At 71.9% G+C, this 19,151-nt stretch carries 23 protein-coding genes and 1 pseudogene; 11 read left to right on the top strand and 13 right to left on the bottom strand.

The window, feature by feature from the left end:
• Positions 1–166 precede the first annotated feature (166 nt).
• Together ACIA6T_RS01990 and ACIA6T_RS01985 are read left to right on the top strand one after the other, a co-directional pair.
• Entirely contained in the window at positions 167–658 is a 492-nt protein-coding gene (locus ACIA6T_RS01990) for a hypothetical protein (protein WP_399444601.1), read from the top strand.
• An 85-nt stretch (positions 659–743) separates the two neighbouring features.
• A complete protein-coding gene (locus ACIA6T_RS01985; protein WP_399444599.1) occupies positions 744–1,076 on the top strand; it encodes a hypothetical protein in 333 nt (110 codons plus the stop codon).
• 127 nt (positions 1,077–1,203) lie between these two features.
• On the opposite strand, the gene ACIA6T_RS01980 is transcribed toward ACIA6T_RS01985, so the two are convergent.
• From ACIA6T_RS01980 to ACIA6T_RS01960, 5 genes are all read right to left on the bottom strand, one after another.
• A complete protein-coding gene (locus tag ACIA6T_RS01980) occupies positions 1,204–1,815 on the bottom strand; it encodes a hypothetical protein (RefSeq protein WP_399444598.1) in 612 nt (203 codons plus the stop codon).
• Between the two features lie 5 nt (positions 1,816–1,820).
• Complete coding sequence (locus ACIA6T_RS01975) at positions 1,821–2,996, bottom strand: radical SAM protein (RefSeq protein ID WP_399444597.1); 1,176 nt, start codon at positions 2,994–2,996, stop codon at positions 1,821–1,823.
• A 112-nt stretch (positions 2,997–3,108) separates the two neighbouring features.
• On the bottom strand, positions 3,109–3,471 hold the full coding sequence (locus ACIA6T_RS01970; protein WP_399444596.1) for a hypothetical protein: 363 nt from the start codon (positions 3,469–3,471) through the stop codon (positions 3,109–3,111).
• Positions 3,472–4,047: 576 nt separating this feature from the next.
• Complete coding sequence (locus ACIA6T_RS01965) at positions 4,048–4,221, bottom strand: hypothetical protein (protein ID WP_399444595.1); 174 nt, start codon at positions 4,219–4,221, stop codon at positions 4,048–4,050.
• Positions 4,222–4,391: 170 nt separating this feature from the next.
• Positions 4,392–5,036, bottom strand: a complete 645-nt coding sequence (locus tag ACIA6T_RS01960) for a DUF6461 domain-containing protein (RefSeq protein WP_399444594.1) — start codon at positions 5,034–5,036, stop codon at positions 4,392–4,394.
• A 105-nt stretch (positions 5,037–5,141) separates the two neighbouring features.
• Between ACIA6T_RS01960 and ACIA6T_RS01955 the strand changes: the two genes are divergently transcribed.
• Positions 5,142–5,564, top strand: coding sequence for a hypothetical protein (locus tag ACIA6T_RS01955; protein ID WP_399444593.1), 423 nt, complete (start codon positions 5,142–5,144; stop codon positions 5,562–5,564).
• A complete protein-coding gene (locus tag ACIA6T_RS01950; RefSeq protein WP_399444592.1) occupies positions 5,561–6,688 on the top strand; it encodes a hypothetical protein in 1,128 nt (375 codons plus the stop codon). Before ACIA6T_RS01955 ends, ACIA6T_RS01950 begins: the two co-directional genes overlap by 4 nt.
• Here the strand turns inward: ACIA6T_RS01950 and ACIA6T_RS01945 are convergent.
• Positions 6,641–7,087: an ATP-binding protein gene (locus tag ACIA6T_RS01945; protein ID WP_399444591.1), complete on the bottom strand. Its 447-nt coding sequence runs from the start codon at positions 7,085–7,087 to the stop codon at positions 6,641–6,643. The genes ACIA6T_RS01950 and ACIA6T_RS01945 overlap by 48 nt on opposite strands.
• Before the next feature lie 246 nt (positions 7,088–7,333).
• Here ACIA6T_RS01945 and ACIA6T_RS01940 point away from each other — a divergent pair, with 246 nt between their 5' ends.
• The gene (locus ACIA6T_RS01940) at positions 7,334–8,173 is read left to right on the top strand and encodes a helix-turn-helix domain-containing protein (protein ID WP_399444590.1); all 840 of its coding nucleotides are present in this window, start codon (positions 7,334–7,336) and stop codon (positions 8,171–8,173) included.
• Positions 8,170–8,382: a DUF397 domain-containing protein gene (locus ACIA6T_RS01935; RefSeq protein ID WP_399444589.1), complete on the top strand. Its 213-nt coding sequence runs from the start codon at positions 8,170–8,172 to the stop codon at positions 8,380–8,382. The genes ACIA6T_RS01940 and ACIA6T_RS01935 overlap by 4 nt, the downstream gene beginning before the upstream one ends.
• 305 nt (positions 8,383–8,687) lie before the next feature.
• On the opposite strand, the gene ACIA6T_RS01930 is transcribed toward ACIA6T_RS01935, so the two are convergent.
• The 4 genes from ACIA6T_RS01930 to ACIA6T_RS01915 form a co-directional block, all read right to left on the bottom strand.
• Positions 8,688–9,152, bottom strand: coding sequence for a GNAT family N-acetyltransferase (locus tag ACIA6T_RS01930; protein ID WP_399444588.1), 465 nt, complete (start codon positions 9,150–9,152; stop codon positions 8,688–8,690).
• A complete protein-coding gene (locus tag ACIA6T_RS01925; protein WP_399444587.1) occupies positions 9,149–9,562 on the bottom strand; it encodes a RidA family protein in 414 nt (137 codons plus the stop codon). The genes ACIA6T_RS01930 and ACIA6T_RS01925 overlap by 4 nt, the downstream gene beginning before the upstream one ends.
• A gap of 110 nt (positions 9,563–9,672) precedes the next feature.
• On the bottom strand, positions 9,673–10,632 hold the full coding sequence (locus tag ACIA6T_RS01920) for an expansin EXLX1 family cellulose-binding protein (RefSeq protein ID WP_399444586.1): 960 nt from the start codon (positions 10,630–10,632) through the stop codon (positions 9,673–9,675).
• 96 nt (positions 10,633–10,728) lie between these two features.
• Positions 10,729–11,253 (bottom strand): hypothetical protein, encoded by a 525-nt coding sequence (locus ACIA6T_RS01915; protein WP_399444585.1) that lies wholly within the window; start codon positions 11,251–11,253, stop codon positions 10,729–10,731.
• A 158-nt stretch (positions 11,254–11,411) separates the two neighbouring features.
• Here ACIA6T_RS01915 and ACIA6T_RS01910 point away from each other — a divergent pair, with 158 nt between their 5' ends.
• Positions 11,412–13,262 (top strand): FUSC family protein, encoded by a 1,851-nt coding sequence (locus ACIA6T_RS01910; RefSeq protein ID WP_399444584.1) that lies wholly within the window; start codon positions 11,412–11,414, stop codon positions 13,260–13,262.
• 180 nt (positions 13,263–13,442) lie between these two features.
• The gene (locus ACIA6T_RS01905; protein ID WP_385052075.1) at positions 13,443–13,628 is read left to right on the top strand and encodes a hypothetical protein; all 186 of its coding nucleotides are present in this window, start codon (positions 13,443–13,445) and stop codon (positions 13,626–13,628) included.
• 18 nt (positions 13,629–13,646) lie between these two features.
• On the opposite strand, the gene ACIA6T_RS01900 is transcribed toward ACIA6T_RS01905, so the two are convergent.
• Together ACIA6T_RS01900 and ACIA6T_RS01895 are read right to left on the bottom strand one after the other, a co-directional pair.
• Positions 13,647–14,108 (bottom strand): hypothetical protein, encoded by a 462-nt coding sequence (locus ACIA6T_RS01900; RefSeq protein ID WP_399444583.1) that lies wholly within the window; start codon positions 14,106–14,108, stop codon positions 13,647–13,649.
• Between the two features lie 257 nt (positions 14,109–14,365).
• Positions 14,366–14,968: pseudogene (locus ACIA6T_RS01895) on the bottom strand (ATP-binding protein); the annotation flags it as partial.
• A gap of 223 nt (positions 14,969–15,191) precedes the next feature.
• Here ACIA6T_RS01895 and ACIA6T_RS01890 point away from each other — a divergent pair.
• From ACIA6T_RS01890 to ACIA6T_RS01880, 3 genes are all read left to right on the top strand, one after another.
• Positions 15,192–16,052: a helix-turn-helix domain-containing protein gene (locus ACIA6T_RS01890; protein WP_399444582.1), complete on the top strand. Its 861-nt coding sequence runs from the start codon at positions 15,192–15,194 to the stop codon at positions 16,050–16,052.
• Positions 16,053–16,061: 9 nt separating this feature from the next.
• Positions 16,062–16,346: a DUF397 domain-containing protein gene (locus ACIA6T_RS01885; protein ID WP_399444810.1), complete on the top strand. Its 285-nt coding sequence runs from the start codon at positions 16,062–16,064 to the stop codon at positions 16,344–16,346.
• A gap of 100 nt (positions 16,347–16,446) precedes the next feature.
• Entirely contained in the window at positions 16,447–17,250 is an 804-nt protein-coding gene (locus ACIA6T_RS01880) for an SAM-dependent methyltransferase (protein WP_399444581.1), read from the top strand.
• Positions 17,251–17,576: 326 nt separating this feature from the next.
• Here the strand turns inward: ACIA6T_RS01880 and ACIA6T_RS01875 are convergent, their stop codons facing one another.
• Positions 17,577–19,067, bottom strand: coding sequence for a glutamate synthase subunit beta (locus ACIA6T_RS01875; protein ID WP_399444580.1), 1,491 nt, complete (start codon positions 19,065–19,067; stop codon positions 17,577–17,579).
• Between the last annotated feature and the right edge of the window lie 84 nt (positions 19,068–19,151).

Here is a 19,151-nt window from a genome sequence, read left to right as displayed (position 1 = left end):
ACGGCATGTCAAGCGATGGGACATTTGGGGCCGTTGAAGCCCCTGAACGCAGTCGCTTCGCCCCCGTTTGTCTTCTCGGTGGCGCCGCGTATTCCGCATGGTGTATAACCGCCCGGTTCCGTACCGGAAGCACGCGCGGAAATTGCGCCCGACGAAAGCCGGACCCATGTCAACGACCGAAAGCACGGCGGAAACAACGGAAAAGGACGCCCCGGCCGGCGCATCGGCCGACAAGCGCCGGGGCGGCGACCGGGCGGGCCTCCTCACCGCCGGCGCGATCCTCGTCGCCTGCCTCGGCTTCGTCCTGTACGGCGTCCTCGGCACCGAGGGCGACCCCGCCCCGGAGCGGCCCAAGACGCCGACGGCCGCCGTGACGTACCGGATCACCGGCGAGGGCAACGTCGACGTCAGCTACCTCGCCCGCAGCGAGGAGGGCAGGGCGACCGTGGAGAAGGACGTCGAGCTGCCCTGGGAGAAGACCGTCCAGGTGCCGCTGGGCCAGCCGCCCACCATCGGCATCGTCCTCGACGGCGAGGGCGGACGGGCGCGCTGCGCCCTCGCCGTCCGCGGCGCCCACGTCCAGAGCGCCACCGCGTCGGGCACCTACGGCCGCGCCACCTGCGCGGCCGAACGGCTCGCGCCGGCCCCTTCGTCGTGACGGCGGTCGTGGGCGCCGGCACCGTCACGGACAGCGAGTGTTGGGTTACGGTGGGGGCGTCGTTGCGAACGTTCGGGGGGCTGCGATGGATCCCGCTCTGCTCACACCGGCCGGTACGGCGGGTACGTCCCTGGTCGCGCTGCTCGTCGCCGATGGGTGGCAGCAGACGCGGGACGGGGTGGTGACCGTCTGGCGCCGGTTCCGGCCGCTCGCCGTCGACGAGGTCGGGCGCGAACTGGAGGCGTCCCGGAGTGCCGCGCTCGCCGCCGCCGAGGGCGACGGGCCCGATGCCACCGGGCCGCTGCGGGGCCGGTGGACCGCGCGCTTCGTCGAGCTGCTGGGCGAACACCCGGAGGCCGCCGACGAGCTGCGGGACCTGGTGGAAGCCGGTCGTCGAGATTCACCGGCCGGTCGTTGACGACACCCCGACCATCTGAGGCGGCGTCGCGGTGTGTGGTCGGACGCGGCGGCGGAACAAGGCACGGCGGGGCCTGCCCGGTTCCTGGCCGCGTCCGCCTCTGCGGCCTTCCGGCCGGGGCGGGTGGTCAGATCCCGCTCCGCTCGTACCCGCCGAGGAGGCCGACCCGGACGGAGCGCGGGTGCGTGAGCGCTGCCCGGACGATCCGTTCGAGCGTCTCGCGGTCCACGTCCACCGGAAGCAGCGCCCGGCGGCGGACGCCTTCGGTGGACGACCAGTGGTGCACCATCACCAGCCGTCCGCTGCGGACGGCGGCCGCGAGGCCCACCGCGTGCAGGACCGGGTCGACCGCCACCCGCAGAACGCGCTGCCCAGGGCCGCTCTCCCTGTCGGACTCGTTTCCGGTCGGCGGGGTTCTCTCCGTGACGGTGATTCCGACGTAGCCGTTGCCGGAGCTGTGGACGAACAGCGACAGTGCTTTGTTCAGGACCGTTTCCGCCCGGCGCAGTCCCCGGACGACGGTCTCGGCACCGGGCCGGCCCGTCAGGTCCAGGTGCAGGAACGGCAGGCGCGCCTGCCCGCCGCCACCCGGCATGGTCTCCAGGGTGACGGCGAGCAGCGGTGCCGAGTCGTCGAACGGCGGGTCGGGCACGTGTGCCCGCGGGCCGTCCGCCGCGGTGACCGTGACGGTGAAGCTCTCGTGGGGCTGTCGGCGCGCGTCCCCCTCGCCCGCTTCCACCGGCGTCAGGAGACGGGATCGACGGCGGGAGCGGTGACGGCTTTGACGCGTCCGTTGTGGTCCAGGACGTCACCGGCGCGCAGCCGGTTCTCGATGTGCTCCAGCACGGCCCGGTCGACGTCGCAGACGCCGATCCCGTCGACCACCGTGTGCACGTTGTCCCGGTTGTTCGCGATCGCCGCGCCCGAACAGGCTCCGAAGTACTTGCAGTTCAGACAGTTCGCGGCTATCCGGACCTCGGCCGCGCGGGCGGACGCGTCGAAGCGCGGGCCGGAGAGCAGTTCCCCGAGCGGGGTGGTGAAGATGTTGCCCAGTGAGGCCTGGGGGTCCTCGTACGGATCACCGTAGGCGTAGATGTCCCCGGGGGTGTTCACGACGATCACCGGCAGCCATTCACGCTGGTTGAAGTAGGAGCGCGGCGCCTCGGGGTCGAGGTGGCGCAGCACGATCTGCAGCTGGTAGTCCAGCGGGGACACCTGTACGGGGTTGTCGCTGGTCAGCCAGAGGTCGGCGATCTGGTTCAGGGCGGAGACGATCTCCGGCACGGTGATGTCGTACGCCTCGTGCTGGTCGGCGTAGGCCCCTTCGAAGAGCGGTAGTACCCGGAATCCTATCCCCGCCCTCTCGTAGAAGGAGAAGGTGTCCTTCACGCGGGCCAGGTTCTTCCTGGTCAGCACGGTGATGCAACCGAACGGGATGCCTTCGGAGCGCAGGCGCTCCATATGGGTCACGACCTTTTTCTGCTGGTCCCGGCCGGCGATGTTGACACGCAGTCCGCTGAAAAGGTCCAGAGAGACGCCGACGTTGTCGAATCCGTCCCGGAGCAGCCGGATCCGTTCGTCGTCGAGGACGGTGAGATTGGTCTGCACGGTGTTGCTTGTCCGCAGGGAGTCCCCGAAGATCGTGCGCTGGTCGTCCAGGGTGCGCCAGTAGTAATCCGGCTCGATCATCAGTGGCTCGCCGCCGTGCCAGACGATGTGGAGATGTGTCCGGATCCCGTCTTCCTGATCCTTCTGGACGTAGTAGTCGCGCATGTGCGTGTACATCTGGCGCAGTTGTTCCAGTGTCATCCGCTCACGCTGCCCGAGCTCGGCGAATTCGTAGCAGTAGGCGCATCTGAGATTGCAGAACTTGGATATCTTGGTGACGAACTGGACCTGTCTGGAAGGTTCCTGTGTCATACCGGTTCTCCTGGGTCCTGCGGAACTCGGGAACTGCGGGGACGCCGGATGCGGGCCCATGGGTGCGGTCCACATCCGGCTGGAGCCGACGAGGGTGCGCCGGGAGGGGTCGTCAGGCCAGTTCGTCGAGGATCCGACTCAGTGGTGCGGCAGCGGACGTCCGGTCGGGCGGGCCGGGGGTGATGCTCTGGAGATACGGCTGGACCCGTTGCAGGTACGGGGGATTGATCACTTCGTTGTAGACCTCGTTGTAAGTCTGGTTGTGCTCCAGGAACAGACCGTCGGCGGACAGTGCCTCCCGATCCGACTCGGCCGCCTGGGCGGCGAGCGCGGTGCGCGCCGAGTCGGAGACGGTGACCGTGTGCGCGGAATCGGTGGCGGCCTGGGCCGCTCCGCTCACGAACACAGGTGTGCTCAGCCCGGCGGCGATGGTCGCCAGATAGGCGAGATAGCGTCTGGAATCCTCTGCTCTCATAACTCCTCCATTTCGAGGACGCGCACCCCGGACATGAAGAGACGAGGTCGGCACACGACGTCACGGGGACGGGTGCGAGCACAACTCTGCATCACGGCGGTGCACGTACCTTGTGGCCGAATAACCGGAACACCGGCGTCCGGGAAATAATCGACCGGAAGGGCAGCAATGCGGGCGAGTATTTCCTGGGGGCGCGGGGGCGAACAAGCGCGCATGACGCTTCGGGTATTGAAACGTCCCGCTCCTGTCCGGTCAACAGGGAGGGAGTCCGCCTGTTCGACCTCCGGTCGCGGACCGGTGGATCACTGTCGCGACCGTGAACGAATCGACCGGGGTTTCCGACACCGGTCGGCCCCTCCCGTCCGGCGGGAAACCACAGGTGAACCGATTCCGTACGACAGGGGAGCCGTCCGGCCGCCGAGTCCCCGGAGGCCGGACGGCTCCACCTCCCGTCACTTCTGTTGCGTACAGGACCCGCGAGCGATCTCCCACCGGAGCGCATATGGCGCGAACACGCTGCCGCAGCGCCGGATTCGACCTGGTCGAGTTCCGGCCACACCTCGGAGAAGACCCCGGTCAGGACAGGGAACGATGCCACCCCGCCCCGAACCGCACACCGCAGCCCGCCCGCGAGACCCCCGTAACGGGGTACCGCGGCACGGGGGCGTCGGCGCTCTCGTCGCCGGCCTCGCCCACGAAGCCGTGGTCGTCGTGGGTGCCGTCGATCCACTGCTGGGCGGTCTTCGTCATCTGGTCGTACACCTACGGCCGCGCCGTCCGCGCGGCCGAACGGCTCGCGCCGCCCGACGCCGGCTGACGTGCTCCACGCCGAGATGTCGGTGCCGGTTCTGCCCGACGGGGAGAGCGGGGCGGACGGCCGATCACTCGGCGTCGATCATCATCGGGCCGTGTGCAACGCGTTAGTAGGGCGGTTGCAGCAGGTGGCCCAGCCGGCGGCCCAGGGGCCGGGGGCTTCCCGGGGGCTCGTCGGGATACAGCAGTGGCGGGTCCGGGTGGTGGAGAGCGGCGTGGTCGGGCTCGTCGACGACCGCGGTGAGCAGGGGGCCGCGGAGTACGTCCGTGGTGAGTTCGTGGCCGGTGTGTTGGGCCATGACCTCCAGGCCCACTGCCCTCCGGGTCGTTCCGGCGGAGACGAGCGTCTCCGTCCTGCGGGCGAACCCGTGCGCGCTCCGGCCGCGGGCGCTGGGCGGGTAGCCGGGCTCGAACTGCTCGACGACGCGCCCGTCGACCACGTAACGGAACACCTCCAGTGCCTTCGCCGTCCGGAACAGGACCAGTGTCTCCGTCCCCGCCGACAGGTCGCGCACGACCGTGGCCGTGCAGCCGATGAGGTAGTCGAACTCGACGCAGAAGGACCATTCCCCCAGCGATCCCGCGCGCAGTGTCGTGCTCCGAGGAGGAGCGTCGGGCACGCTCTTCGCGGGCATCCGGCGGGCGCTGCTCGCGTCGGCTCCGTAGCGGGCGAGCACCTCTTCCGGGCTCCTGTTCCGGGAAAGGGTCAGGCAGAAGTGCTGGGAGTCCGACAGGCGCCAGGAACCGGGCATGGTTCCTCCCTTCGTCGTGAGGGCGATCGTGGGCGTCAACCACGTTACCGACAGCGAGTGTTGGGTTACGGTGGGGGCGTCGTTGCGAACGTTCGGGGGGCTGCGATGGATCCCGCTCTGCTCACACTGGCCGGTACGGCGGGTACGTCCCTGGTCGCGCTGCTCGTCGCCGAGGGGTGGCAGCAGACGCGGGACGGGGTGGTGACCGTCTGGCGCCGGTTCCGGCCGGGGGCCGTCGACGAGGTCGGGCGCGAACTGGAGGCGTCCCGGAGTGCCGCGCTCGCCGCCGCCGAGGGCGACGGGCCCGATGCCACCGGGCCGCTGCGGGGCCGGTGGACCGCGCGCTTCGTCGAGCTGCTGGGCGAACACCCGGAGGCCGCCGACGAGCTGCGGGACCTGGTGGAGGGGTGGCAGCGGCGGACGGGCGAGGGACAGCGGATCAGTGGCGGGGCGCGGTTGGAGGCCCACGCGAGGGACGACAGCCGCATCTACCAGGCGATCAGGGACATCAACATCACCGAGCGATGAGCGGACGGAACGACGGCGAGGAGCACGGACGCGGGGAGGCGTGGGGGCGCGCCTCGGGCAACGGGCAGGTGTACCAGTCCCGCGCGAACCAGTACGTGACCCACATCCACATCGCCGAGGCGCACACCCGGACCGCCCACGAGGCGCGTCAGCGGGCCGATGTCGTGGTCCAGGTCCTGGTCCGCGCGGTCGGCGAGTGGGCGGCGCGCTGCCAGGAGCTGGAGGAACAGGTCCGCAGGGCCAGGGCCGAGGGGCGCGCCGAGGCGCAGGCCGAGTTCGCCGAGAAGCTGAAGGACGCCGAGCTGCGCGTCATGCGCGCCCAGTCGACGATGCGGCAGGCCGAGGAGGAACGGGCCAGGGCGGAGACGCTGCTGGCCCAGGCGCAGGAGGAACTGGCGCGTCGTCGCCGGGAGGCGGAGCGGGACGCCGAACGCGAGGTGGAACGGGACGCCGTCCTCCTTCCCGAGTCACCTGGTCCGGCGAGGGACCAGGAGGACACGGAACAGTTCTCCGGACTGCTGGAGCGGGCGGAGGCCGAACTCGGTGCTGTCCGTGAGGAGCTGCGGCTGCTCGGGGAGGAGGTCGGCCGCGGCGACGGTCACGCGGTCGGGGCACAGGTCATCCAGGGCGAGCCGGTGCAGTGGCTCAGAACCGACGAGGAGCTGGGCCTCGGCGGAGCCGCCGCCTCGGACCGACGCTTCGGATACCCGGCCGGTTCCCCGTACGACTTGGTACCTCCGCAGGCGCTTGATCCGCCCCGGTGGTTCCTGATCGTTCCGGCGTGGGTGCTCTGTGCGCTCCCGCCGTGCGTCGTCATGGTCGCCGTCACGGCAGTCCGGGCCGCCTTCGCATCGGACGCGAGCATTCTGGGAGTGGTGCCGTTCACCCTCGTCATGGTGTTGCTGAGCGGGGCGGGGTTCTTTCTCGCCGTGTGGGCGGTGAGATTCGTGAACCTCGACTATCTGGACCGGGTCTCGGAACACGACGTGACCTACTACCCGTACCTCGCCAGTCTGGTGGGGTCCGCGGTTCTCTTCGTGGTCGCGTTCTTCACGCCTCTCAGCTGGCCGGGTCCCTCAGGAGGGTGGGGGCGGGGTATCGCGTCCTGGGTGGGTGTGGCGTAGGCACGGGTGTTCCGGAGGCGGGGCGCACTGCGCCCACACGGTCTTGCCGGGGCCCGTGGGGTGGGGCAGTACACCCCAGTCGTCGGCGAGGGCGTCCACCAGGAGCAGGCCCCGGCCCGACTCGCCGTCCGGGGACGGGGTTCCGGGGGGCGGGTGTCGCTCCGCGCGGGTGTCCGACACGTCGATGCGCAGGGTGCCGTCCTCGGTCTCGGCGAGGCTCAGGTGGAAGTCGCGGCCCGGAACGTGTCCGTGCCGGACCGCGTTCGCGGTGAGTTCGGCGGCGATCAGGGTGAGCGTCTCGTTCACCGGTGAGGTGTAGGGGTGGCCCCAGGCGTGCAGGCGGTGCGAGACCGGCCGGCGGGCCAGGCGGGCGCCTCGCGGGGTCGAGGTGAACTGCATGGCGAACGTGCGGGTCGGGCGGGGCGTACGCCTTTGCGGGGGAGTCGCCGACTTCATGGGGTAACGGTGGCGAACTGTGCGTAACGTTGAACAGGCGTGACGCGCTGACCGGCGGTTGCTGTACGCCGATGTCGTAGGCCTTGTACACGGGGTGGACCGTGACGGGGGCTCCGCGGGGCGGGTTGGCCGCGTGCGCGATCAGAGTGCGGGGTGTTCGGCGGTGAGTACGTACGGGAGGTGCCGGGCGTGGAGGAACAGCGGCAGCAGGTGGACGGGCAGGAGCAGGAGGCCGGCGCGGGCATCCTGCACGTCTTCGGACGGCAGTTGAAGCTGTGCAGGGAGCGGGCGGGGCTGGACAGGGCGACCCTGGGGAGCAGGGTGGGGTACTCCGCGTCGACCATCGCCAGCTTCGAGCAGGGGAGGCGGATCCCGCCGCCGAAGTTCATCGACGGTGCGGATGAACTGCTGGACGCGGGTGGGTTGTTGAGGGCGGGGAAGGAGGAGGTGGCGAGGGCTCGGTATCCGGCGTTCTTTCGGGATGCGGCCAGGTTGGAGGGTGAGGCGGTTGAGATCCACCTGTACGACACCCACCTGGTCAACGGCCTACTTCAGACGGAGGAGTACGCCCGAGCGGTGTTCGCCATGTGGCAGCCGCTCTTGGACGAGGCGATCATCGAGGAGCGTGTTGCCGCGCGACTGGCACGGCAGGAGATCTTCACCAAGCGTCCCACGCCGCACCTCGGCTTCGTGATCGAGGAGAGCGTCCTGCTCCGCCCGATCGGCGGCAAGGCGACCTGGCGGGGACAGCTGGAGCACCTCATGCTGATCGCGGAGAAGCGCAACGTGGTGATTCAGGTGATGCCACTCTCTCGCCAGGAACACGCGGGACTGGCTGGCCCGTTCACCTTGATGGAGACCAGGGATGAGCGGAGGATCGCCTACACGGAGGTCCAAGGCGACAGCCGTGTCCACACAGAGCGTCAGAAGGTACGAGGTCTTGAGCGCACGTACGGGATCCTTCGCGCGCAGGCCCTCACTCCGACAGACTCGCTGGCGTTGATCGAAAAGTTGCTGGGAGAGAGATGAGCGGGGACAAGGCCAGGCCCCACGTCGATGACTTGGCGTGGTTCAAGAGCAGTTACAGCGCTGGCGATGGCGGCCAGTGCGTCGAGGTGGCTATGGGGAGCGGCGCCCTGTATGTGCGCGACTCGAAGCAGGAGGCTGGCCCCATGGTCGGCCTTACGCCGGAGACGTGGGCGGAGTTCGTAGGGTTCGCCTCCCGGCACACCGCGTAGGGCGAAGAGCAGGCAGTGCCCCGTGACCGCTGACTGGGGTCACGGGGCACTGGCGTGCTTACGACCAGCGACCGGCTGCGATCTCGGCGTCCAGGCGGGCCCGGAAGTGAGCGTGAGCGGCCCGCATTCCGGCTTCTCGATCGGCCTTGTGGAAGGGGCCTTGGTAGCCCTCCGGAGGGGGGTGCTCTCAGGGGCTTCCAGGTGGGCAAGCAGATCTAGGTAGTCCTGCTTTGACAGCCCCTGGCCGCTCGGCTCACGCCGGGCCACGACCGCGTCGTACGGTGAACGCGACGCCGTCCGGGCGCCTACGGCCGCCACACGTACCGCACGTCCGGCTCCCGCTCCTCGTTCCCGGAGCCGTCCGTCCACCGCACGGCCGCGAAGCCGTGCCGCTCGTAGAAGCGGTGCGCGGGCGCGTTGACCTGGAAGGTCCACAGCGCGAGCCCTTCGGGACTGCGTTCCTTCGCCAGCGCGACGAACCGGTCACCGATCCCGTGCCCGCGCCACTCGGGGGCGAGGTAGAGCTGGTCCAGCTCCCCGCCGTCCAGCACCATCACACCGACCACGTCCCCGCCCGCCGCCTCCGCCACCCACGTCTCGCGCAGGGGCACGAGGACATGACGGAAGTAGCCGTGCACCTCGTCGTCGGAGCGGGGCCGGACCACGCCCGGCAGCGCGGCGGCGAAGGACCGCAGCCGGACACCGGCCGCGGCCTCGGCGTCGGGGAGCAGGGCCCGGCGCAGGCGCACCGTCCGGTCACCGGTCGTCACGATCCGGCACCGTCCGGCACGACCGCCGTCGCCGTGATCTCCACGAGCTGCCCGGCATACCCGAGACAGGCCACACCGACCAGGGTCGACGAGTGGGGCCCCGCACTCAGCCCGGACGCCTCGACCACGTCCCACACGGCGGACAGCACCGCGGGCTCACCGCTCACGACGTACACGTCCGTCGCGACGACGTGGCCCAGGCCGGAGCCCACCGCCCGCAACTGCTCCTCGAGATTGGCGATTACCTGCCGGGCCTGCCGCACCGGATCGCCCCCACCGACCAGCTCCCCCTCGGCGTCCAGCGGAACCGCCCCGGCGAGGAACGCCAGCCTGGTCCCCGCCTCGACGACGGAGGCGTGGGAGTAGGCGGGCGGCGGAAAGAGAGTGGGGACGGTGACGCGCCGGATCACGCGGACTCCGATCTGAGGGAAGGGCGGACGACCCTCGATCCTGCGCGACACGGCGAGCCACCGCATCCGTATTTCGCTCGCCCCCGACCGCCGCCCCCGGCCGGACGCGGTCAGTGCCGCGCGAACTGGACGCCGGTCGGCTGCACGGCGTCCGGCCGTACGGGGACGCCGTCGACGGTCAGCCGCTGCCCGTAGATGTCGGTGAGCCTCAGCTCGCCGCCGCAGCCGGTGCCGTCGGGGGAGAGGAAGTAGTTGTACTCGGTCCGGGTCAGCCGCTGCCATCCGGATCCGGTGGCGACCTCCAGCCGGGCCAGCGGGTTGCGGTGGCCGATCGCCTGGATGCCGCACCAGTGGCTGCTGGAGCCGGTCTTGTAGCGGACCGAGACGGTGCCGGAGGTGCCGGGGCTGAGCAGGCTCCACGTGACCGGGATCTTCCCGGCGGACAGCCCGGCCAGCTTCGCGAAGGCCTCCCTGCTCAGGTCGAGCTGTCCGGGGGCGCAGGGCGCGGGGCACTCGTTGGTGATCCGGACCGTCACGGAGGCACCGTCGGCCGCACGGACCAGGACGTACGCCCCGCACGCCTTGGACGTCTCGTAGTCGGTGGTGTTCATCGCCGCGGTCATGCGGTCGGCGCTCGGACCGTACAGACAGGCGCCGTCGCCGTCCCCGGCGTCGTAGTGCGTGGCGACCCCGCTGTAGGAGGTCCCGGGCGCGATCCGCCCCGCCAGGGGCGCCCCACCGGAGGCCGGGCGCGGGGCGGCCGTGGCCGTGGGGGCGGCGCCGCGCGAGGGCCGGGCCGACGGGGTCGTCGGGGAGGGCTTCGGGGTCGGGGACACGGTGGACGGCTTCGCCTCCGGTGTCCGCCCGGTCGCCGTGGGCGAGGCGCTCGGCCGGGCGTCGGCGTCGACACCGGTGGCGGACGCGGCCGTGGCCCGCACGGTGTCGGACCCGTCGTCGGGAGTGAGGGCGACGACCAGCGATATGAGGAGCCCGACGGCGGCCACGGCGACGGCCGGGACCAGGACGCCGCGCCGCTTGCCGCGCGGACGGCGGTGGGAGGGGGATGCCACGGATGAGTCCTTACGTGGTGCGGGAGAACACACACTTCCGACTCGATGGTCGTCACGGCCGCCGGAAAGGTTGCCGGGTTCCTCGGACGCGACCGGTCACGGCGTGCCCGGCGCCCGCTTGTGCCCGGGCGGCAGGATGCCCAGGGGACGGCCCAGGGGCCGGGGGCTTCCCGGGGGCTCGTCCGGATACGGCAGCGGCGGGTCCGGGTGGTGGAGAGCGGTGTGGTCGGGCTCGTCGACGACCGCGGTGAGCAGGGGGCCGTGGAGTGTGTCCGTGGTGAGCTCGTGGCCGGTGTGTTGGGCCATGACCTCCAGGCCCACTGCCCTCCGGGTCGTTCCGGCGGAGACGAGCGTCTCCGCCCTGCGGGCGAACCCGTGCGCGCTCCGGCCGCGGGCGCTGGGCGGGTAGCCGGGCTCGAACTGCTCGACGACGCGCCCGTCGACCCGTGCCGCGTGGCTGTCGACTCGGGTCACGTGTCCGTTGACCCGTGCCGTGTGGCTGTCGACCTGTGCCCCGTGGCCGTCGACCCGGGTCACGTGGCCGTCGACCCGGGTCACGTGGCCGTCGACCCGGGTCACGTGGCCGTCGACCTGGATCGCGGGGCCGTCGACCTGGGTCACGGGGCGCCGGACCGTTCCCGCCCGCATCGTCACCGCACGGAAACACGGCCGTTCGCTCCCCTTCCACCACACCGATTACCGTGGAGGGCGCATTTCCTCCTGCCCGGTCACCGTCGCCCGCGAGCACGCCCCGCCCCCGACGCGACGACTGGAGCCCCGTGACCCGTGCCGTACCCCCGTGGCTGGCCCACGCCCTGCGCGCCCAGCGCGGACCGGTCCCGTGGAGCGCGGTCACGCGCGGCGCGCTGGGCGGCGGGCCGCTGCTGCTCGCCGCCGTCCTCGCCGGACGGCCCACGCTCGGCGTCGTCGCCGCCATCGGCGCCATGTTCGCCGGGATCAACGACCGGCCGGGCAGCCGCCGGGCCTCCGTCGGGCGTATCGGCGGGCCCGCGCTCGCGGGGGCGGCCGGGCTGGCCGTCGGGACGTACGCGGGGGATCACGTCCCCGCCGTCCTGCTCACCCTGCTGCTGACCGGCCTCGGTCTCGTCGCCGGCGGGGTCAGCGCCCTCGGGCCCGTCGGCTCCTCCGTCGGTACGCAGCTCCTGGTCGGCGCCGCCGTCGGCGCCGGGATGCCGCTGCCCGAACCGGGCTGGCAGCGGGCCCTCGCCTTCCTCGCCGGCGCGGCCTGGCTGCTCCTGCTGCGGCTCGCGCTGCCCACACCGGGATCGCTCGCCGGGGGCTTCCGGTTCGACGGGGAGCGGAACGCCGTCGCCGGGGTGTACGCCGCCGTCGCCGACCTGCTCGACGCCACCGGGACGGACACCGCCACCGCGCGGCGCGCCGCGCTCACCGCCGCCCTCGACCACGCGCAGGACGCACTCGCCGGCCCCCGGCTGCGGCGCTACGCCTCCTCCGGCGCCGAACGCCGGCTGCACGCCCAGTACGCCGCCGCCCTCCCGCTCGCCGAGGCCGCCACCGCACTCGCCTGGGCCGGGGAGCCCGTACCGGCCCGCGCCTCCGAAGGACCCCGGCGCCTCGCCACCGCCGTACGGGGCAGCACTCCCACCGGCCCGTTGCCCGCCCCCTCCCGGACCGTCCCCGCCCTGCGCGCCCTCGACGACGCCCTCCTGCGCGCCGCCGAGGCCTTCGACCGGGGAGACGGCGGTGACCTGCACGGCCGCAACCGCTCCCGGAGCGCCGCACTGCGGACCGTCCTCGGCGTCCGGGGCCGGGAGTACGGGCTGCGGGTCGCCCTCTGCTTCGGGATGAGCGCAGCCCTCGCCCAGGCCCTGCACCACACCCGCTGGTACGGGCAGCACGAACACTGGTACTGGCTGCCCGCCACCGCCGTCTTCCTCGTCAAACCCGACCTCGGACCGCTCGCCTCCCGCGTCCTGTCCCGGGCCGCCGGAACCGTCCTCGGGGCGCTCCTGTTCGCCGGGTTCGCCGCCGCGCTGCCACGCCCGGAAGGACTCGTCGCCCTGGTCACGGTCAGCGGCGCGCTGATCCCCGTCGCCACCCGGCACTTCGCCGCGCAGACCGCCGTCGTCACCGTGCTCGTCCTCGCCCTGGTGATGGCCGGCGGCGAACCCCAGGCCTCCGTCGGCCGCATCGGCGAGACCCTGCTGGCCTGCGCCGTCGTGCTCGTCGCGGGCCACCTCCCGCTGCCGGGACAGCGCGGCGGCGCCGCCATCCGCGCCCGGCTCGCGGAGGCGGCCGGCGCCGCCCAGGCCTACCTCGACCACGTACTCGGCGACTCCGACGACCGCGCCACCCGCTGGGCCCTGCGCCGCGAGGCCTACCGCACCCTCGCCGAAGCCCGTACGGCCATCGCCCTCGCCTCCGCCGAACTCCCCCCGCTCGCCCGGCACGCCGACGGCACCGACGAGACCGCCGCCACCCTCGAACTCCTCGTCGACACCATCACCGCCTGCGCCGTCCACCTCGACGACACCGGCCGCCCCGACCCCCGGCACGTCCGGCGGCTGACCGAACTCGCGGACCGCGTACGGGCACGAGGGGACGTCACGGTCCGACTCACCCCGGACCACGCCCGCGCCGCACGCTGACGGCACGATCGGTGCGGCGGCCGGTACGGAGGGTGACCCTTTGGTGCGATCAGCCGAGAGTCCGATCACACTTGGCGGTGAACGGGTGTCAACTACGTCTCAGTACCGTCACTGAGCGAGGCGTTCACCCCATGGTTGGCGTTTAACTCTACGAGTACAACGCAGCATGGAGGTGGCAGGGTGAACGGGCGAACGGTGCTCGAACGCTTTCCCGCAGGTGGACCGCGTGGCTCATGGCCGGCGGAGGAGTTCGCCCACGCGCGCCGCCTGGAGGGTCTGCCCGCCGAGGTTGTCATGGACCTCGCGACCGACATGTTCCTGGTGATCGTCCGGGGGGACGGCGGGGGCGGCGACGTCGCGGCGTAGCGGGGCCGGGGCGCCCGGTCACGCGGTGACGGGGCGTGACCAGGTGGGGGTCGTTCCCGTCAGGCGGCACAGGGCGAGATAGAGCGGAATCGGCGGCGTATAGGGGAGCGTGCCGTCGGGGCGGTGGATCAGGCCGGGGAGCTCCGGGGCGCCGGGAGCGTCCGAGGGGCCGGGGAGGACCGCGCCGGTGGCGTAGTGGGCGGGGGCCGGCCACTCCATGGCGTAGTCGGAATCGGACGGGACCAGCCACCACCAGTGCGCGTCATCGGCGTACACGCAGCCCACGCGGGGCAGCCGGGGCATCACCAGCGGGCCGAAGCGGGCGGGCACCGCCACCGCGTCGCAGCCCATGGGCGCGGTCATGCCGTCGGGGACGGGGAGCCGCCGGGGGGCGCGGGCGCCGGGGGCGTGCCGTTCGCGCCGGATCCGCACCAGTGAGTCCAGGCTCAGCACGCGGGTGCCGGGTACGCCGCCTGTCACGCCCGGCCCCGGGGGTGGGGGGTGCGCTGGTGCGGCGGGGTGCGGACCTGGTTCTCCGCTGCCGGGCTGTGGCTTCCTGTCACTGGGCTGTGGCTTCCGGCTGTCGGGCCGTGGTTTCCCGCCGTCGGGCTGTGGCTTCCGGCTCTCGGGTTGTGGCTTCCTGTCACTGGGCTGTGGCTTCCGGCTGTCGGGCCGTGGTTTCCCGCCGTCGGGCTGTGGCTTCCGGCTCTCGGGCCGTGGTTTCCCTCCACGGGGCCGTGGGGGCGGTCCGGTTCGTCGTCCGGGGTGCCGGGCGGGCCCGGCTTCGGGCGGGCGCCCCAGCCCAGGTCGTCGGTGGGCTCCACGGGACCGTGCCCGGTGGCACCGCTGTCCGCCGTGCGGGGGAGGTCGGCCCAGACCAGCAGTCCGGGGCCGTTCTCGTGCGCGCCCCACGAATGACACAGGGCGTCGACGAGGAGCAGTCCCCTGCCGTGCTCGTCCTCCGGCTGCTGCCGGGTGTTCGCCCGCGGCTGGTCCGGCGCGCACCCCTCGTCGCGCACGGCTATGCGCACCAGCTCGCCACCGTCGTGCAGCTCGCAGACCACATGGCTGCTCGCCGTGTGCACGATGGCGTTGGTGACCAGTTCGGAGACGATGAGAGCCGCTGTGTCGCAGGTGTCCTCGCACACCGACCAGCCGGTCAGCCGCGCCCTCGTCAGGCGTCTGGCCTGGGCCGGGGAACCCGGATGAGCGGCCAGTTCGAAACGGAACCGGCGCTCGGCGGCGGCCCCCGAGGGGGCGGACACCGAGGCGGCGCCGAGGCCGATGGACCCTGCGGCGGCGTCTGTTCCTAAGGGCGCGGACGGAATCACGCTTGCCACTATCGCCCCGCCATGAACACTTGGCAAGTGTCACTCTGAAAAATGCAGAGTGCGGTGTGACGTTCTGGACGGGCGTGGCACACTGCTCGCAACAGCACCTCGCGCGGCGCCAGTTGGGATCGTCGAAGATCCGTTCGAATTCGATTTCGGACGGGATGGATCTTCGGACGGATCTCCGAGTGGCGCCGCCGAGCTGTCGGCTTTTGTTCGAAGGAGGTGGAGTGTGAGCGAACCCCGGTCCGCGCCGACGGTGGGACAGGTCGTCCTCGGCCGGCGCCTGCTGGACCTGCGGGAACGCGCGGGACTCAGACGCGAGGAAGCGGCCCGCATCCTCCGTGTCGCGCCCGCCACCGTCCGCCGCATGGAGATGGCCGAGGTCGCGCTCAAGATCCCGTACCTCCAGATGCTGCTGAAGGAGTACGGCGTCTCCGACGAGGAGGCCGACGCCTTCGTGCAACTGGCGGAGGACGCCAACCGGCCCGGCTGGTGGCAGCGCTTCCACGACATCCTGCCCGGCTGGTTCTCGATGTACGTCAGCCTGGAGGGCGCGGCCTCCCTCATCCGCAGCTACGAACCCCACTTCGTCCCCGGGCTGCTCCAGACCGAGGACTACGCACGCGGCGTGCTGCGCTCCGGGGCCATCGGGCAGACCCAGCCCGAGGAGATGGAGCGCCACGTCGACCTGCGCATGCGACGGCAGGAACTGCTCACCCGCAAGGACGCGCCCCGGATGTGGGTCGTGATGGACGAGACCGCGCTCCGCCGCCCGGTCGGCGGCCCGGAGGTGATGCGTGCGCAGATCGACAAGTTGCTCGAGGCCACGAAGCTGCCCAATGTGACGCTGCAGATCGCCACGTTCGCCGGTGGGCCCCATCCCGGCACGTACGGGCCGTTCGTGCTGTTCCGATTTGCCATGCCCGAACTGCCGGACATGGTCTACAGCGAGTACCTGACCGGCGCCGTCTACCTGGACGCGCGCGAAGAGGTGGCGACCCACCTCGAGGTCATGGACCGCATGGCGGCGCAGGCCGCTACGGCACATCGCACGAAGGAGATCCTCCGGGATCTCCGCAAGGAGCTGTGAATGGAACTCATGGAGCCCCTGAACCCCCTGAAGTCCCCGCCCCGCCCGCGGGCGCGCACCGGAAGGATCTACAACGGCATGCCCGCGCGGGAGCTGGGCAGCGAGGGCTGGCACAAGCCGTGGAGCGGCGGCAACGGAGGGAACTGCCTGGAGGCGATGAAGCTCGAGGACGGCCGGATCGCCGTACGCCAGTCCACCGACCCGGACGGGCCGGCGCTCATCTACACCTCCGCCGAGATGACGGCCTTCATCGAGGGAGCGAAGGCGGGAGAGGCGGATTTCCTCCTGTCCTGAGACCTGTTGCCCGCTCTACCTTTGTTTTCCCCTTCCGGCTTGGCACTGACTTGATCACTAACAGTTGCGATTGCAGTTGCAGAGACTTATGGAGTCCTTCATGACCGGGCAGCACCCCGTGGAGATCGACACGAGCAGGCCGCACCCCGCGCGGATGTACGACTGGTACCTCGGAGGCAAGGACAACTACCCGGTCGACGAGGCCATGGGGAAGCAGATGCTCTCCCTCGACCCGCGGGTGCCGGTGATGGCGCGGGTGAACCGCGCGTTCATGCAGCGCGCCACGCGCTGGCTGGCCGGGCAGGGCGTACGGCAGTTCCTCGACGTCGGCACCGGCATCCCCACCGAGCCCAACCTGCACCAGGTGGCGCAGGGGATCGCGCCCGACGCCCGCGTCGTGTACTGCGACAACGACCCCATCGTGCTGGCCCACGCGGCGGCCCTGCTGCGCGGTACGGACGAGGGGGTGACCGAGTACCTCCAGGCCGATGTGCGCGATCCGGACGTCATCCTGGAGGGCGCGCGGAAGATCCTCGACTTCGACGAGCCGATCGCGCTGTCGCTCATCGCGCTGCTGCACTTCGTCTCCGACGAGGACGGGGCGCACGAGCTGGTCGGGCGGCTGCTGGAGGCGCTGCCCCCGGGCAGCTACCTGGTCGTCACCCACGCGACGTCCGACTTCACCCCGGAGGAGTCGAAGGCGGCCACGGAGAAGCTCAAGGCGGCGGGCGTCACCCTGGCGCTCCGCTCCCGCGAGGAGTTCACCCGCTTCTTCGACGGCCTGACCCTCGTGGAACCGGGCGTCCAGGTCCCCCATCACTGGCGCCCCGAACTGGGCGACCCGATCCCGGGCCAGGACGACGACATCATCCCCGGCTACGGCGCGGTGGCCCACAAGCCGTAACCCCTGGAGACGGCGGCCCGCTCCCCACAACCCAGCGGGCCGTCGCTTCCGCCCTCCCCGCCGTTCCCGCGGGTCGCCGCCCCCGCTCTCCGCGGGCAGTCGTGCCTCCCCCAGTGCCCTAAGGGCCTGGGAGGTGCCCCCAGGGCGGCACGGGTGGGTGCGACGGCACCCTGCAAACGCCGGGCTGCGCAACCCCCCGGCCCACACCCACGCCGGGGCACCCCGCAAAGCGCGCCGGGCCGCGCGGCCCACCCCGGCCGGCGCCAACCCCGGGCGCCCCGCATGACGCCAGGCCGCCCCCGGAGCCACAACCCGCAGGGGCCGGTTCACACCGTCATCGGACGGTCATAGGGACCGATCGGCGCCGGCAGCCGACTCACCGCACCCGTCAGACAGCGATCGACCGCCGCGGCCACCGCCCGCCCCTCGGCGATCGCCCACACGATCAGCGACTGCCCCCGCGCCGCATCCCCCGCCGCGAAAACCCCCGGCACATTCGTACCGAAGCCCGCATCCCGCGCGACCGTGCCACGAGGCGACAACTCCACCCCGAGCTGGGCGAGGAGCCCATCCCCCCGCTCCGGCCCGGAGAACCCCAGCGCGAGCAGCACAAGATCCGCCGGCAGCACCCGCTCGCTCCCCGGCACAGGCCGACGCCCGGCGTCCACCCCCACCAGGTGCAGCGCACACACCCGCCCATCCCCGTCCCCGGCAAAGCGCAGCGTGGACGCCGCGAACAACCGCGCGTCCGCGTCCACCACCGGCGCCGTCCGCAACACCCCGGCCTCCTCATGCGCCGCAGACAACCGGTACAACCTCGGATACGTCGGCCACGGCTCGGCGTCCTCATCGCGCTCGTCCCCCGGACGGCCGTAGATGTCGAGCTGGGTGACCGACGCGGCGCCCTCCCGCACCGCCGTCCCCAGACAGTCCGCCCCCGTGTCACCGCCACCGACGATGACGACACGCCGTCCCGCGGCCGACAGCGGCGACGACTCCAGATCCCCCTCACACACCCGGTTCGCGAGCGGCAGGTACTCCATCGCCTGGTGAATCCCCGCCAGTTCACGCCCCGGCACGGCAAGCTCCCGCCACGCCGTCGCCCCCGTCGCGATCACCACCGCGTCATACCGCGCCCGCAACTCCGCCGCGTCCACATCCCGCCCGACCGTCGTGGACGTACGGAACTTCGTCCCCTCGGCCCGCATCTGCTCCACCCGCCGCTCCAGATGCCGCTTCTCCATCTTGAACTCGGGGATGCCGTACCGCATCAGCCCACCGACCCGGTCGTCCCGCTCGTACACGGCGACCGTGTGCCCCGCCCGGGTGAGCTGCTGGGCCGCGGCCAGCCCGGTCGGGCCCGAACCGATGACAGCGACCGTCCGGCCGGAGAGCCGCTCCGGCGGCGCCGGCGGGGCGAAACCCTCCTCCCAGGCCCGGTCGGCGACGGCGCACTCGACGTTCTTGATGGTGACCGCCGGCTGGTTGATGGCGAGCACGCACCCCGCCTCGCAGGGCGCCGGACACAACCGGCCGGTGAACTCCGGGAAGTTGTTGGTGGCGTGCAACCGCTCCGCCGCCGCCCGCCAGTCCTCCCGCGAGACCAGCTCATTCCACTCGGGGATGAGATTGCCGAGCGGGCAGGCCTGGTGGCAGAACGGCACACCGCAGTCCATGCAGCGGTCGGCCTGCGCACTGACGATGGGCAGCAGCGCCCCCGGCACGTACACCTCGTTCCAGTCGCGGACCCGTTCCTCGACGGGCCGGCGCGGCCACTCCTCGCGGGGCGTGGTCAGGAAACCCTTGGGATCGGCCATGGCCGTGTTCCTTGCGTGCGCGGGTGACAGGCCGTGCGTCGTCGGGCGGCGCTCCTCCGGCCACGATACGTCCGCTCACCCGCC

This window comes from Streptomyces sp. NPDC051740, from assembly GCF_044453165.1.
GTDB lineage: Bacteria > Actinomycetota > Actinomycetes > Streptomycetales > Streptomycetaceae > Streptomyces > Streptomyces atrovirens.
This window is presented reverse-complemented; position numbering and strand designations above follow the sequence as displayed.

Bases quoted from the DNA above. Each gene is read 5' to 3' on its own strand.
- ACIA6T_RS01990 (WP_399444601.1), top strand. From the start codon at position 167: ATGTCAACGACCGAAAGCACGGCGGAAACAACGGAAAAGGACGCCCCG.
- ACIA6T_RS01985 (WP_399444599.1), top strand. From the start codon at position 744: ATGGATCCCGCTCTGCTCACACCGGCCGGTACGGCGGGTACGTCCCTG.
- ACIA6T_RS01975 (WP_399444597.1), bottom strand. From the start codon at position 2,996: ATGACACAGGAACCTTCCAGACAGGTCCAGTTCGTCACCAAGATATCC.
- ACIA6T_RS01970 (WP_399444596.1), bottom strand. From the start codon at position 3,471: ATGAGAGCAGAGGATTCCAGACGCTATCTCGCCTATCTGGCGACCATC.
- ACIA6T_RS01965 (WP_399444595.1), bottom strand. From the start codon at position 4,221: ATGACGAAGACCGCCCAGCAGTGGATCGACGGCACCCACGACGACCAC.
- ACIA6T_RS01960 (WP_399444594.1), bottom strand. From the start codon at position 5,036: ATGCCCGGTTCCTGGCGCCTGTCGGACTCCCAGCACTTCTGCCTGACC.
- ACIA6T_RS01955 (WP_399444593.1), top strand. From the start codon at position 5,142: ATGGATCCCGCTCTGCTCACACTGGCCGGTACGGCGGGTACGTCCCTG.
- ACIA6T_RS01950 (WP_399444592.1), top strand. From the start codon at position 5,561: ATGAGCGGACGGAACGACGGCGAGGAGCACGGACGCGGGGAGGCGTGG.
- ACIA6T_RS01945 (WP_399444591.1), bottom strand. From the start codon at position 7,087: ATGCAGTTCACCTCGACCCCGCGAGGCGCCCGCCTGGCCCGCCGGCCG.
- ACIA6T_RS01935 (WP_399444589.1), top strand. From the start codon at position 8,170: ATGAGCGGGGACAAGGCCAGGCCCCACGTCGATGACTTGGCGTGGTTC.
- ACIA6T_RS01885 (WP_399444810.1), top strand. From the start codon at position 16,062: ATGGAGCCCCTGAACCCCCTGAAGTCCCCGCCCCGCCCGCGGGCGCGC.
- ACIA6T_RS01880 (WP_399444581.1), top strand. From the start codon at position 16,447: ATGACCGGGCAGCACCCCGTGGAGATCGACACGAGCAGGCCGCACCCC.
- ACIA6T_RS01875 (WP_399444580.1), bottom strand. From the start codon at position 19,067: ATGGCCGATCCCAAGGGTTTCCTGACCACGCCCCGCGAGGAGTGGCCG.